This is a genomic window from Virgibacillus phasianinus, from assembly GCF_002216775.1.
Taxonomy (GTDB): Bacteria; Bacillota; Bacilli; order Bacillales; family Amphibacillaceae; genus Virgibacillus_F; species Virgibacillus_F phasianinus.
This window is the reverse complement of the sequence record NZ_CP022315.1, coordinates 2,713,837-2,728,751: the sequence shown is the minus strand read 5'-3', so window position 1 is coordinate 2,728,751 and position 14,915 is coordinate 2,713,837. Positions and strand designations below refer to the sequence as shown.

At 37.9% G+C, this 14,915-nt stretch carries 14 protein-coding genes and 1 other annotated feature (1 of these 15 running past the window's edge); all 14 genes read right to left on the bottom strand.

Annotated elements, in window-relative coordinates; translation table 11 throughout:
• Nucleotides 1-22: a binding site (T-box leader), on the bottom strand; it reaches 202 nt to the left of the window's first position.
• A gap of 58 nt (nucleotides 23-80) precedes the next feature.
• The 14 genes from ytxC to mdh all read right to left on the bottom strand — a co-directional run bounded on the left by ytxC (nucleotide 81) and on the right by mdh (nucleotide 14,902).
• A complete protein-coding gene (gene ytxC, locus CFK37_RS13030) occupies nucleotides 81-932 on the bottom strand; it encodes a sporulation protein YtxC (RefSeq protein ID WP_089062260.1) in 852 nt (283 codons plus the stop codon).
• A gap of 104 nt (nucleotides 933-1,036) precedes the next feature.
• The gene (gene dnaI, locus CFK37_RS13025; protein WP_089062259.1) at nucleotides 1,037-1,972 is read right to left on the bottom strand and encodes a primosomal protein DnaI; all 936 of its coding nucleotides are present in this window, start codon (nucleotides 1,970-1,972) and stop codon (nucleotides 1,037-1,039) included.
• A 20-nt stretch (nucleotides 1,973-1,992) separates the two neighbouring features.
• A complete protein-coding gene (locus tag CFK37_RS13020) occupies nucleotides 1,993-3,327 on the bottom strand; it encodes a replication initiation and membrane attachment family protein (RefSeq protein ID WP_089062258.1) in 1,335 nt (444 codons plus the stop codon).
• A gap of 80 nt (nucleotides 3,328-3,407) precedes the next feature.
• On the bottom strand, nucleotides 3,408-3,869 hold the full coding sequence (gene nrdR, locus CFK37_RS13015; RefSeq protein WP_089062257.1) for a transcriptional regulator NrdR: 462 nt from the start codon (nucleotides 3,867-3,869) through the stop codon (nucleotides 3,408-3,410).
• A 24-nt stretch (nucleotides 3,870-3,893) separates the two neighbouring features.
• On the bottom strand, nucleotides 3,894-4,277 hold the full coding sequence (locus CFK37_RS13010; protein ID WP_089062256.1) for a cytosolic protein: 384 nt from the start codon (nucleotides 4,275-4,277) through the stop codon (nucleotides 3,894-3,896).
• A 178-nt stretch (nucleotides 4,278-4,455) separates the two neighbouring features.
• A complete protein-coding gene (gene speD, locus CFK37_RS13005) occupies nucleotides 4,456-4,833 on the bottom strand; it encodes an adenosylmethionine decarboxylase (RefSeq protein ID WP_089062255.1) in 378 nt (125 codons plus the stop codon).
• 224 nt (nucleotides 4,834-5,057) lie between these two features.
• On the bottom strand, nucleotides 5,058-6,089 hold the full coding sequence (locus CFK37_RS13000) for a glyceraldehyde-3-phosphate dehydrogenase (protein ID WP_089062254.1): 1,032 nt from the start codon (nucleotides 6,087-6,089) through the stop codon (nucleotides 5,058-5,060).
• Nucleotides 6,090-6,234: 145 nt separating this feature from the next.
• Nucleotides 6,235-6,834, bottom strand: a complete 600-nt coding sequence (gene coaE, locus CFK37_RS12995) for a dephospho-CoA kinase (RefSeq protein ID WP_089062253.1) — start codon at nucleotides 6,832-6,834, stop codon at nucleotides 6,235-6,237.
• Between the two features lie 20 nt (nucleotides 6,835-6,854).
• Entirely contained in the window at nucleotides 6,855-7,679 is an 825-nt protein-coding gene (gene mutM, locus CFK37_RS12990) for a DNA-formamidopyrimidine glycosylase (protein WP_089062252.1), read from the bottom strand.
• Between the two features lie 15 nt (nucleotides 7,680-7,694).
• A complete protein-coding gene (polA, locus tag CFK37_RS12985) occupies nucleotides 7,695-10,334 on the bottom strand; it encodes a DNA polymerase I (protein ID WP_089062251.1) in 2,640 nt (879 codons plus the stop codon).
• Between the two features lie 118 nt (nucleotides 10,335-10,452).
• Nucleotides 10,453-11,826 (bottom strand): two-component system histidine kinase PnpS, encoded by a 1,374-nt coding sequence (gene pnpS / locus CFK37_RS12980; RefSeq protein WP_089062250.1) that lies wholly within the window; start codon nucleotides 11,824-11,826, stop codon nucleotides 10,453-10,455.
• Nucleotides 11,826-12,518 carry a response regulator transcription factor gene (locus tag CFK37_RS12975; protein ID WP_089062249.1) on the bottom strand — a complete coding sequence of 231 codons (693 nt, stop codon included), beginning with the start codon at nucleotides 12,516-12,518 and terminating at the stop codon, nucleotides 11,826-11,828. Before CFK37_RS12975 ends, pnpS begins: the two co-directional genes overlap by 1 nt.
• 824 nt (nucleotides 12,519-13,342) lie before the next feature.
• Nucleotides 13,343-13,819 (bottom strand): MaoC/PaaZ C-terminal domain-containing protein, encoded by a 477-nt coding sequence (locus tag CFK37_RS12970; protein WP_172840503.1) that lies wholly within the window; start codon nucleotides 13,817-13,819, stop codon nucleotides 13,343-13,345.
• A 144-nt stretch (nucleotides 13,820-13,963) separates the two neighbouring features.
• Nucleotides 13,964-14,902: a malate dehydrogenase gene (gene mdh, locus CFK37_RS12965; RefSeq protein WP_089062248.1), complete on the bottom strand. Its 939-nt coding sequence runs from the start codon at nucleotides 14,900-14,902 to the stop codon at nucleotides 13,964-13,966.
• Nucleotides 14,903-14,915 lie beyond the last annotated feature (13 nt).

The following is a 14,915-nucleotide window of genomic DNA, read 5'->3' as shown; positions in this document are numbered from 1 at the left end:
TTGTCCTTATCATAACCAAATATCATGTAATATATATTTTTATATTATAGCATTCGGATCCTTATTATACAAGGATCAACTCATAATTTTTTTAAATACTTCGGAAACGGGAAGTTATGCATCGGCTGAAATTCCACTCGTTCCTGAAAAACATTGATAACTGTTAGCGTTTTTGGCTCAACAGGATTATCACCAAAAATTTTAATATTCTCCGGTGCCATTGCGATCAAAGGGGATAAATTCTTTTCATTACTATCAAGGCCAACGATATATAAAGGTTCCTGCTTCATAATCATATTTAATTCCATGTTTGAAAATCGTTTGCCATTCGCATCAAAAAAGATAAAAGGATCGCCCTGAAGCATATAAACAGCGGGGACAACTGCTTTCTTTTTAACAATATATTCCCGCAGTGCGTGAACAAATGATTGATGGTCCTCTTCCCGTTTCACCTCATCAATAGCTAGTCCAGTAAAACATTTGATCAATTCCTTAAATGGCTTAATCCGAAACTTTACCAGTGAATCATAATAAACAGTGCATGCGTTTCTGATCATAGTAATAAATAATGATTCCAAAAATAAACCAGGATCTTCTGTTCCCGTAGTATCAATATTTTCATCGTCCCCGCCAGTAATAATCCAATGAGTTAGATCCAATATCTTATCTATTTCATCATTATTCGTATAATAATAAACATCCTTGATAACTGAACGAATCATGTCTGACAATCGGTGAAACATAAACACGTCAACCAATGCCCGTGCAATTGAATCAAGTGACGCGTCATCCACTTCCTCTACCTGAATTCGTAAATGATTCCCCCATTCCTCATTAGTTTTCCAATGCAATTCAATTTTTTTGTTAATTTGAAATAAAGACTCGCAAAAGCTGATTGCCTCTTTATCTGACTCCATATAAATATCCAGCAAAACATCTCACCCTCACAAAACCAAGCTGATACATTATATGGAAAGAATGATGAAAAAATGTATAAAGAAAAAAACTACCACAATATTTTAATTGGTAGTTTCGATTATGATCTGTCTCTTCTGTTTTCTCCAATAACCTTCACTTCTTTACTTACCTGTTTAATCCGCTCAATAATTCTTCCTGCTTTCACTGTTTCAACAGCCCCCCGGTTTGTCTTCGCAAGCTGCTCTTCCAATTGATCCAATGAATAATTGGAAGTAAAAAACACTGGCAAACCCTCCATCATCCGGTACTGTAAAATCGACCCTAAGATTTCATCACGGAACCATGCCGATTGGGACTCTGCACCAATATCATCAATCATTAAAACCTCTGCTTTTTTAAAGTACTCAACCTTTTCGTTAATTGAATCATCTTTAAGCGACGCCTTTATTTCACGGACAAATTCAGGCATGTAAATGATCATCGATGAAATGTTAATCTCTTTAAGATTATTTGCTATTGCTCCTAGAAAAAATGTCTTTCCAACACCAAATGGACCATAGAAATATATCCCTTTGGATGGAAGATTTGTTCTTGCATTTCCAACAAAGTTTACTATTTCTTGGATCGCTTCACGCCTTGTTGCATCACTTTCAATGTTATCAGTTGACGCCTCAAGAATTTCCTTAGGCATATACAGACTTTGTATTAACTGCTGTTGCTCCTTTTGTTTCTCATACCCAACTCGGTAATGACATTTCTCATATTGAATATGGATTTCGTTGTTCTCTGTCTTCAGGATTGGCGAATATCCATTAAGCATATTTATACAGCTGCCCAGGGACTCACACTTATTGCATTGCTTTGACTGGGTTTTATATTCATGCAACTTTATCAGGCTTTTATCAATTTCCCGTCTTGACAGTTCTGGATGAAGTGAAAGAAATTCATTAATTTCCGGATCTTCCAAAACTTCTTTCCTTACTTTTATATAGTTTTCTTTGAAATCTTTATTTTCGTTCATCCATTTTTTTAATGTGGATTGGAGTGGTTTCATAGCAATCATCCTTGGATAAGCTAATTTTTGTTACTGTTTGATATATTTTTAAGTAATGCATCCAGTTCTTCTTTTTCTTTAGCAGCATTGATATTATTATTCGCTACAGACGCCTTTTTGGCATTTTTGTTCTTACGGTCTTTAAACCAATCAGGTACAACCTCTTTAGAATAATTTTTTGGGTATGAAGATTTTGATGGTGCGGTCGATTTTTGGTAGCGATTTTTTTCTGTTTTTGCAAAGCCCATTGCTTCCTTGGCAGTCTTTAAATTGGCCCGAGACCAGTGGCTTGCAATTTTCTCCATATACGCCCTTGACAGCTTCATATTGGATTGCAGCAACACAAAGTGAATCAGTACATTCATTACGGGGGAGGGAAGCCCCTGTGACGTCATTACCTCACGAATAACCCGCATGTCCTGTTCCGATGCATGATTTCCGCCGGACAAATCTTCAAGCAATTGCTTCGGCGATATTGTTTCCAGATGCTGGATTAGCTGTTCTTCCTGGGTCTTTGGAATCGACTTAGGTTTTTGTTTTGATTCTACTTTTTCCGTAAGCTTAACTGCCGCAGTTTGGTATTTAGATTTAAACACATCATGACAGGCATTTTTAAATTCTTCCGAATGTAACGTGTTTTCATCGGTTAAAGCCCACAACATACTTTTTTCTACTTCATGTGTTTCTAATTCGTATAATTTCATCATTTGCACGATAAGTCGTTTATTTGATGAGGTAAGAATGTTTTTTGCAGGGATCATCCGCTGCTCCAGCATTTTTTTGATCCAAGTAAAGTCTATTGAATATGCAGTGGAATCTTCTTCTGAATATTCACCCTCATCCATCATCCGATCATTGGGATGGAATGTCTGGAACACATCGTTAAACGCTGCGGTAATATCTTGACCTTTATGTGGTTGTTTTTTGTAAAATCGATTCTTTAAATGATTAAATTTTTCATCCCCAAGATGATAATAAAGCAATTGTAACAACATCTCATCCTTAAAAAATTCACTTGGTGAAAATGGTTCCTGTAATTCATACAAATAAACGGACTGGTCATTTTCCAGTCGTTCATATGTTTTTAATAATCCAATACCTTCTAATTTCAATCTGGCACGATAAATTTCATCAAGCGGCATATTCAAATAATTCATTAGTGTGTGATGAGTTTGCGGAACCTCCATATTCTGCATATCAATATCATGCAACAATGTCATGAACAAAGAAACAGCCTCTATTCCAATCAATGGTTGGTATAGATGGGTCATTGATTTTTCGAAGCCAGTTGGCAGACTCCTCTTTTGTGATACGTAATAACCATCTACTGGTAAGACCTTTCCAATAACATTCATAACCTTAAACTCCTTTTTCATAAAACGCCGTCAAGGCCTCTCCGTACAATAACTCAACATCGTCGTTTCCGTTTTGTCTGTTACTTTTTATCCGTTTTGATTAGATCCTTCAATTCATCTAAAAAGACAGTGATATCCTTAAACTGACGATAAACCGACGCAAATCGTACATAAGCAACCTCATCGACCAATGCTAATCGATCCATTACCATTTCGCCTATTTCTTTGCTTTCCACCTCAGAAACCCCGGTGTCTCGTATCTGTTTTTCAACGTCACTTGCAATTGATTCTATCTTTTCGACTGGTACTGGCCTTTTTTCACAGGATCTAATCAATCCGCGAATTAGTTTTTCCCGGCTGAACTCCTGGCGGGCGCCCTCTTTTTTTACAACAATCAATGGTACTGTTTCAATCCGTTCAAAGGTGGTGAAGCGAAATCCGCATTGTTCACACTCCCTTCGACGCCGTATCGCTCTTCCTTCTTCGATTGGCCGTGAATCCAGAACCTTTGTACTTTTATTATCACAATTAGAACATCGCATTTCGCTCCACCTCAATTCGTTTTCTTATTGATTCATTTTTTCGATGTATGGTAATTCATTATTTAATTGCTGATATAATCGCTCGATCATTCTTGAACTGTTACCAAAATCAAAAGGTAACGGCGTTTCAGTTGTCACTGAAAAATCAATTGCAGTGTTATATGGTCTTACGGAAATAACAGTTGCAATAATGAATGTCTTTTTATAATAGAGACTCAGTTCTCCGTGCTCTTTTGAAACGGAATGAATCGAATAAAGTTTTGAATTCGAAACTATTTCTTCCAATTTCGCAAGAGCTTTGTCTTTGGTTGTTTTGTAATAATGTGTCTGAAGTGACTCATCGGAATGATTGTCTCTCGTTTCAGCGTGATTACTTAGGTATTTTACTACATTTTCCTTGAATGACATATGTACACCTCGCCACATTTTGATAAATTTATACAATACTACCTTGTATTTTAACATGTTTTACAGATCCGTGCGCAATAAAAAAGCTGATTAAACGTCTATTCCTTATCATAACTGTTTGATAAGCAACAGGTCTAATCAACCTTTTATAATTTATGTGTAAACATTTTGTTACTTCCTATAATGCTTGAAACTGATTTACTTTCACAGGTCCCATTCCGCGTGGTACTTCTACCTTTTCACAGGTCTTGGCTTCTAATGAACTAGCTATATGCTCAGCAGCGACATGCGGGTCAATTATATCCCCGCATGTATACACATCAATACTTGCATAGCCATGTTCAGGAAAGCTATGAATAGTCAAATGTGATTCAGAAATGATTACCACCCCACTGACACCGTGTGGTGCAAACTTGTGAAAAGCCACTTCACGAATTTCAGCACCAGCTTTTAAAGCAGCATCCACAAATATGCGCTCAATCAATCCCATATCATTTAATTTATTTATATTACATTCCCATAATTCTGCAATAACGTGTCTTCCCATAGTATCCATTTTGTTTCCCCCTTAAAACTAGTGTTTACCGCTTCTATCTACTACTATCACCAAACCACGGGGGAAAGTTAGTCCAAAGAGGTCCTAACCCTTTAAGCAGGTGTATTAAATTCATAATAGAAGGTCACAAAGAAGTATAAACTGTTTTTCTTTTTTTTGCAATATGTTTCATGCCATTTACACATAAAACCTTGAAAGACCAGGGGCCCATCAAGGTTATTACTTCAGGAAATTTTTACTTGCTCTTGATTTAGATAATTTCCAACATATTTAGTTAAATCGACAACACGATTGGAATATCCCCACTCATTATCATACCATGCCAACACTTTCAGCTTATTGTCTTCTATAACCATCGTTGACAGCCCATCAACGATTGCGGAATACTCTGTTGTTGTATAGTCAATGGATACCAACGGCTCTTCACTGTACTTAATAATACCATTCAATTCACCTTTACCAGCACACTTAAACGCCCTGTTCACATCCTCAATAGAAACGGACTTATCCACATCAACTACTAGATCAACGAGTGATACATTCGGTGTCGGAACTCGCAGCGACATACCATGAAGTTTCCCATTCAAATGCGGCAACACAAGTCCTAATGCCTTTGCAGCCCCTGTAGAGGTTGGAATAATTGATTGCGTGCAGCCTCTTGCCCTGCGTAAATCCTTATGTGGATTGTCTATATTCTTTTGATCGTTTGTAAATGCATGGACAGTAGTCATCAACCCATTAACAATTTTAAAATTTTCGTCAATTACTTTAACTACAGGAGCTAAGCAATTAGTAGTACAGGAAGCGTTTGAAATAATATGATCTTTTTCGGGATTATACGTGCGATGATTTACTCCCATAACAATTGTGTTATCCACGTTTTTGCCAGGGGCTGTGATAACCACTTTCTTTGCACCTGCCTGCAAATGTAATCCCGCACTCTCCCCGGTGTTAAATTTACCTGTCGCTTCAATTACAATGTCAATCTTGTGCTTGTTCCACGGAAGTTTTTCCGGTTCGCGAGAGTTAACAAGCAGTACTGTTTTTCCACCAACTTCCAATGCGTCGTGAAGCGCTTTCACTTCGCCGTCAAAAATTCCATGTACACTATCGTATTTAATTAAATGTGCAAGTGTTTCTGGAGGATAATTAGCATTAATTGCCACAACATCTAATTGATCGTCTTTAATCGCCTGACGGAAAACCATGCGTCCAATACGACCAAAACCATTAATTGCAACCCTTGTTTTATTCATGAAAAGTTCCTCCTATATATGCTATACTTTTTATCTTTTATTTATAAATAGTATAACATATTTTCGAAAAAATGTGCCTTAAATTAAGATAAAATGTGACAAAAATATGGATATAGGCGTTGTATCACCTATATCCATGTATGAATTATATGACTTTCCAGGACTTTAAGAGTTCGGTTAATTGCTCCTTTGTATGCTCCTGCGTGCCATTATTATCAATAACTGCATCTGCCATCCTCGCCTTTTCATCCAAAGGGATCTGGGAATTTATACGGGAATTCGCATCTGCTTCTGAGGAATCATCCCGTGTCATCAGACGTTCTAATTGTGTTTGCCTATTTACATATACGACTAGCGTTCTATCTACAAAATGGGTTAACTTACTTTCAAATAGTAACGGGATATCAAGTACAACACATTTTTCCCCTGCATCCACATAGGCTTCTCGTTGCTTTAACATATTTCCCCGAACTGCTGGATGGACAATCTCATTCAATTGGATCCGTTTCTCTTTATCCGGAAAAATAATGGCACCCAGTTTCTTTCGATTAAGACTTTTATCAGCAAGTAAAATATCATCACCAAATATTTCCACAATTTGCTGATACGCTTTTTCGCCTGGGCGTACTACATCGCGTGAAATTTGATCTGCATCAACAACGGGTATTCGATAGTCCTGAAGCATAGCTGATACTGTGCTTTTTCCACTAGCTATACTTCCAGTTAGACCAATAATTAACGCCATTTGGATTACCCCTTTTAACTCTATTTTTGGCAGTTCATGCACACATGTGTACCACGTCCGCCAATTTTCATTTTAACAATTGGCTTTCCACAATTCTTGCATGGGTTATTTTCCTGTCCATACACATATAACGTTTGCTGGAACATTCCCATTTCACCACTGCTGTTCACGTAAGTCCTAATAGTAGTTCCACCAAGTTCAATTGCATGTTGAAGAATCGTTTTCGCTTTTTCCTGAATTGCTTTTACTTCTTTTTTGGTAAGACGGTTTGCTTTCTTCAACGGGCTAACCCCGGCTTGAAACAGCGTCTCATCAACATAGATATTCCCGAGACCAGCAACAATTGATTGATCAAGCAGTGCCGCTTTAATCACACGGTCCGTCTTATGCAATTTCTTATAAAAATAATCAAATGTAAATGCATCATCAAATGGATCCGGACCCAACTGATTTAGCGGCTTCAGGTTCAATTCCGTTCCTTTATCAACTATATGCATGGTTCCAAACTTACGCACATCGTTGTAGCGAAGCTGTGCCCCATCAGTGAACGAAAAGATAACATGTGTATGTTTCTTTACAGGTTCCTCGCCCCCATGTACGCTATATTTCCCTTCCATTCGAAGATGTGAAATCAGTACATAATCCGAGAGCTCAAACAAAATAAACTTGCCTTTTCTTTTGATATCCAGTATTGTCTGTTGGTGTAATAGATGTTTAAATTCCTTCACATCATCGGGCCGTTTAATAATATTTGGCCAAAATACCTCCACGTTACTGATGGTTTTATTTAGAACCAAACGTTTTAATGTTTGTCTTACTGTTTCCACTTCCGGTAATTCTGGCATGTTCTTTTCCCCTTATTACTTTGCATCGAACCAGCTATCACCAAATGCGTAATCAACCTTCAATGGAACATCTAAAGGTACGGTATTCTCCATTACTTCTGGCACAACCTCTTTTAATTTATCAAGTTCCTCTTTCGGTGCTTCAAGTATTAATTCATCGTGTACCTGTAATAGAATGCGTGCCTGAAGATTTTCATCCTTTAATTTTTCATATAAATCGATCATCGCTTTTTTGATAATATCTGCAGCACTCCCTTGAATCGGAGTGTTCATTGCTGTTCGTTCTGCAAAACTTCGTTTATTAAAATTCCTGCTAGTTATATCTGGCAAATAACGTCTTCTGTTCATTATTGTTGAAACAAACCCCTGATGTTTAGCTTCCTGAATGCTTGTACTCATATAAGATTTAACCCCAGGATAACTTTCTAAATAACGATCAATAAACTTCTTGGCCTCTTTTCGTGTTATGCCCAAACTTTGTGAGAGTCCATAATCACTTATCCCATAAACGATACCAAAGTTAACTGCTTTCGCCTGTCTGCGCATGTTGGCAGTAACTTCATCTGCATTCACATGAAAAACATCCATAGCAGTTTGGGTATGAATGTCCAAATCATTGCGAAAAGCCTCAATTAATTTATCGTCTTCAGCAATGTGGGCTAGTACTCTTAATTCTATTTGTGAATAATCTGCTGCAAACATAATCCAATTCTCTTTTGAAGGGATGAAGGCCTGCCTGATTTTTCTTCCCTCTTCCAGTCGGATAGGTATATTCTGCAGGTTAGGGTCAACAGAACTAAGTCTACCCGTTTGTGCTAAAGCCTGATTATAGCGCGTATGAATTTTGTTTGTATCTTTATTAACCACTTTTAGCAATCCTTCAAGGTATGTGGATTGCAGTTTGCTTAATTGACGGTACAAAAGTAATTTAGGAATTATTTCATGCTCCCCCTGCAGTTGTTCCAGCACATCTGCTGCAGTAGAATAACCCGTTTTTGTTTTCTTTATTACTGGTAGTTCCAGTTTTTCGAATAAAATCGGTCCCAGTTGTTTAGGTGAGTTTAAATTAAATGTCTCACCAGCAAGCTCATAGATATTTGCTTCAATCTCATCCAATCGCTCTTTTAATTCGCCACGCATTTTCTTCAGCCGTTCTATATCGATTTTTACACCGGTATGCTCCACGTCTCCAAGAATCAATGCAAGCGGCATTTCGAGCTCTTTATATAATGAAAACAGTTCATTATTTTTCAATTCCGAGTCCATTTTAGATTTGACATCATAAAGAACACGGGCTTTTCGTGCAAGGTGTTCAGCAAATTTTTCTTGTTCGGGTATAGCGGACTTAGCGCCTTTCCCGTATACTTCCTCATCAAATAAGACATTCTTGTTTCCAAGCCTGTGACCGATCGCTGGTATATCATGATGGTTTTCAGCTGGATTCAATAAGTATGAAGCCAAAAGCATGTCAAATTGTATTCCGTGTAGATGAATATCCTGATTTAATAATGCTACTAAGGCGCCCTTCGCATCAAATAGGTACTTATCCTTTGTTTTGTCGGTTGCCCATGTTTTGAATTCTTCCGATTGTAAGGCAACATCAGCAGGAATAAAATAGGCTTTTGCTTCATTAGCAATTCCAAATCCTTCAATTTTTGCCTGATGATAGTTGTCATCCATCGTTTCAACTACTAACGATTCTTTCCCAGTAAATATATCTTCTGTTACGTGTTCCAAAACTTCAAACTCAATTTCCTGAATTGAATCCTGTAGTTGATCTGACGTGTCTTCCTCACCATTCACTCTGGCTAACAACGATTGAAAGCCTAGATCTTTAAATATGGCACTTACCTTGTTGGACTGGTACCCATCGTAAGGGATATCTTTCAACCCTATTTCAATTGGGGATTCGGTGTTTATGGTAACTAAATCCCTACTCATGTATGCATCTTCTTTATGATCAGTAAGTTTCTCTTTCAGTTTTTTCCCACTTACTTCATCCATGTGTTCATATACACCATCAAGTGTATAAAATTGTTTCAACAGTTTGGTCGCTGTTTTTTGCCCAACACCTGGAACACCGGGGATATTATCTGAGTTGTCTCCCATCAATGCTTTCAACTCAATTATTTGTTCTGGTGTTATCTCCATTTTTTCATTTAAAAACGTTGGCGTGTATGCTTCTATTTCACTTATGCCTTTTCTTGTTAAATTTACTGTTACCTTATCCGAAACAAGCTGAAGTAAATCCTTGTCCCCGGAAATAACTGTGACATCCCATTTTTCTCCTTGTCCACTCGTGGCTAGCGTTCCAATAATATCATCAGCTTCATATTGGTCTAACTGATAATGTGAAATATCAAATGCATCTAATAGTTCCTTAAGTAATGGGAATTGCTCTGATAGTTCCGGCGGTGTTTTTTGCCTGCCACCTTTATATTCCTGATAAGTCTTATGGCGGAAAGTTGTTTTTCCAGCGTCAAAAGCCACCAGCATATGTGTAGGCTTTTCATCTTCTAAAATTCGAAGCAGCATTGTTGTAAAGCCATAAACGGCATTTGTGTAAACACCTTTGTCATTATTCAGTAATGGCAAAGCAAAAAATGCACGGTAAATAATACTATTTCCATCAATTAAAACGAGTTTATTCGACATCTTTATGCCTCCCTTTTGGCAAAATAATTGCTATCTTCCCGAACTTCTTTTATGTATATATACAGTATAAAACAAAAACTGGTCAATATCATTATTTACGAATGACTTGACCAGTTTTTCACCCCAAATTTGTTGGGATATACACATGGAAGGTTGATCCTTTATCTAATTCGCTATCAACCTTGATTTTACCTTCGTGCACTTCTACGATATGTTTTACGATGGCCAGGCCTAAACCAGTGCCGCCGGTGTTACGGCTTCTCGCCTTATCCACCCGGTAGAAACGTTCAAACAATCTTGGAATCGCTTCTTCACCAATTCCTATGCCTGAATCACTCACTGCTATATGCATATTCGAATCGGTCTTTTCAATCATTAGCGTAATTTCGCCTTTTCCCGGTGTATAACTTACCGCATTAGCCAGCAGGTTAAACAGTACCTGTTTCATCTGCTCTCTGTCAGCTTTCACTTTTATATCCTTTTCCACATCCACTGTAAGATTCAACCCTTTTTGTTCCGCTTGCTGATGAATCACGGCTATTACCTCTTCAATAACCTTACCTATGTGGAAATCAGTTACCTGCAATTCGAATTCATCTTTCTCCAATTTTGAAAGTGTCAATAAATCCTGTATTAAAATTTGGAGACGATCGCTTTCATCATAAATGATTTGATGAAACTTTTCGACTACCTCGGGATTGTTTTCCTTGTTATCCAAAAGCGTTTCGGCAAACCCTTTGATTGAGGTAATCGGTGTTTTCAATTCATGTGAGACATTGGCGACGAAATCTTTTCGAGTCAATTCCAGCTTCTTTAATTCAGTAATATCGTAAAAAACCAGTACGGCACCCTTCAGCATTTTTTTTTCGTTAAATATGGGAGCTCCAATTATTTGGATATATTTTTTATCGAAGTTTATAATTTGGGTAAATGATTCCTTTACATTTTCTTCATAAAGAAATGTTTGCTGTACAAGATGGTGGATCTTTTCATTGTCCAGAACATCGTAATAGAGGTGACCTTTATAATCTTTCGGTGTATTACCAAATAACGAAATAAACTTACGATTTACCAGGTGTATATATCCTTTTTCATCGATTAAAACAAGTCCACTCTCTGTATTATCAATAACCGTAACCAATTGTTTTTCATGAATATCTTCCTGAATCGTAAGCTCACTAAGATTTCGTGCCAGGATGTTGATTTTATTGCTAAGCTCACCGACACTTCCATTTGAAGCATGGTGGATACGTGCGCGATAATTACCTTTAACTAACTCATCAACAGTTTTTGTTGCTTTTCGTATTGGTTTCATATATTTTTCAAAAATATGTAACAGCATGAGAATAACAATTACAAATTGAACTAGCAGTACCGCGAATAGAATAATAAGTTCTGATGTAAACCGGCTGATTACTGCCCCAGTCAATAACACAACGATTAAAATACCAATAACATATGTAATCAGGGGTTTTCTAAGTATATACCGCATTATTTTGGTTCCTCCAATTTGTACCCCAGGCCCCGTATCGTTTTAATGTAACTTGGCTGCTTAGAATCTGGTTCAATTTTTTCCCTTAAATGACTAACATGAACGTCAACAATTCTTGTGTCCCCAGCAAAATCATAGTTCCAAACAGCGCTTAATAATTGATCTCTTGATAATACATTTCCTAAATGATTCGCTAAATAATGGAGCAGTTCAAATTCTTTTCGGGTGAATGTAATGGTAGCCCCAAACATTTCAGCTTCATATCGTTCGGGATAAATGATCAAATCGCCAATTTTCATCGTAGAATTTCCTGATTGCCGGGACTGTCCTGAACGTCTAATAATTGCTTTGGTCCTTGCGATTACCTCTTTGGGGCTAAAGGGCTTAGTTAGATAATCATCTGCCCCAAGTTCTAGACCAAGAATTTTATCTACCTCATCTTCCTTGGCTGTTAACATTAAAATTGGTGTATCAACACGATTGGCCCTAAGGAATTTACAAACTTCCATTCCATCCATTTCCGGCAGCATCAAGTCCAATATGATTAAATCAAAATGTGATGCCCGTGCTTTTTTTATCGCTTCGAGACCATCGTAGGCATAATCAGCTTCATATCCTGCCAGTTCCATATTATAAGTAAGTAACGTTACGATTGAAACTTCATCATCGACTATCAGAATTTTTTGTTTCACACCTATCTGTCTCCTTATCCATATCGATTGATCCAACTGAACTCCGTTACCTCTATAGTACATGGAAGTTAACAAGAAGTGAACACACATAATTGTAAAAATAAATTTACAAAGGGAAAGCGTAGGAGGCAGACAATATTTTCATATTTATCCCTTTAGAAGACTGTTTTAAAAAGGAATGTTGTTTTGACACAAAATACATAAACGGCGACATAACTAATAACCATGTTTGGCCCACTGCGGCCGCTGCGAAAAAGCACTGCGCTTTCATGGCCTCCTCGAGCTTACGCTGAAGGCACTGAAAAAGGTATAGTTAATACACAAATATGTGGATCTATCATCGCATCTTGAATATACTGCGCGCACCTTAGGCCGAGTGACGAGCCTCCTTGCCCCGGCAAGGGGTAGCCGACGTTGCCCGCAAAGGGCGGTTTTAGTCGGGCCTCATTAACTGTGTCCGGGGTCTCGCCGATCTCTCACTTCCCGCAGGACAAGGAAAGCTCCCTTGAGAAACATCGCACGCAGAAAAAGCGGGTTTCTTTTTCAAGGAGTCTCCGTATATTCAAGATGCTAGGTTAAGGTGAAAGGCTATATTTTGTAATATCTACCACCTTTTCAGTGGCCTCGAGCGTCAGCTCGGGGAGGCTCATCAGCTGCCCACGGAAAGCGCAGTGTTTTTCCGTAGCGGTCGCTAGCCCACCAAACATGAGTTTTAGTTACGTCGCAGTTTTTATCAACTGTGGCAATAGTAGTAATAAACTATGCGAAAAACGCTATGATTAAATAAACCGCCACCTTGGGCAGTTTCAGTTTCATTCGATTTTTTATAAGAAATTTTCTAATGAACTTGCATTAATCGAATTTGATTTATAAGCGGGACAAACCTTTAATTTCCCAGTAATAACGGTATCTCCATCAATGTTATAGCCGTCTACCGATAAGAAAATAAAATGATTGTCCATGTTTATTTCAGTAATTTCTACTGAAAACGTTACTTCTGAGCTATGAAATACGGGGTTTGGATATGATATCTCCTGAGAAATGATATGACTTCCCGGCCCGGGTAAATGCATAGAAACGATAGATGATACCATACCTAATAGCATTACTGATGGAACTACCGGCTGTTTGTATGGAGTCTGTGATGCATAATCATGCTGAATATATAAAGGATTCGCGTCGTTTGTTAGCCCAAGATACAGTAATAGATCTTTGTCTTCTATACTTTGCACGGATGTATAGGAATCTCCCACCTGCAATTGATCTATCTTTTTTCCTATTTTTCTCTTTTTTCCTAGCACTATTCCCCACCTCCAAAATATGTAAGCGTTTACCATTATATCAAAAGCACGCTTCATTATCTATTGAAAGGTACGCATGATTAAACGACTGCAAACAAAAAAACCTCCCGCACAAAAGTTAGTGCGGAAAGTTCTTTATACCTTTTATTGTAATACATTTAGCACATTCTTAACAGATTCTGCTGATTTGTCCAATGCAGCTTTCTCATCATCTGTCAGGTCTAATTCAATAATATCTTCAATTCCGTTTCCACCAAGTATAGTTGGAACACCGAGATAGATGTCGGAATAACCGTATTCACCTTCCAGGTAAGCAATCGCTGGAATTACACGACGCTGATCTTTAAGAATAGCTTCAGCCATGACAGTCAATGAAGCTGCAGGGGCGTAATATGCACTGCCGTTACCCAGCAGGCCGACAATCTCACCGCCACCTTTACGTGTGCGCGCAACAATTTCATCTAATCGCTCTTTTGAAATAAGTTTTTCTAGTGGAATACCACCGGCATAAGAATAGCGGATTAATGGTACCATATCGTCACCGTGGCCGCCAAGTACGAATCCTGTAATATCCTTAACAGAAAGGTTCAATTCCTGTGCGATAAATGTGCGGAAACGTCCCGTATCAAGCACACCAGATTGACCGATAACACGTTCTTTCGGGAATCCAGATTCTTTAAATGCTGTGTATGTCATCGCATCCACTGGATTTGATAAGACAACAATTAACGATTCTGGTGCATATTTAGCAATTTCACCGGCTACAGACTTCATAATTTTTGCATTCGTATTTACTAGATCATCACGACTCATACCTGGTTTACGAGCAATACCTGCCGTAATTAGTACTAAATCTGAATCCTTTGTGTCTTCATAGTTAGCTGTACCAGTAATTTTTGCATCAAAACCCTGGATAGGACTAGCTTCAAGCATATCTAATGCTTTTCCTTTTGTTGGATCCTCCATGTTGGGAATATCAACTAAAACAACGTCACCAAGTTCTTTTTGTGCAATCATCAAAGCTGTGGTAGCTCCAGTAAACCCTGAACCAATTACTGAAATCTTCTTCCGTGTAATACCCATGTCAATCCCCTTT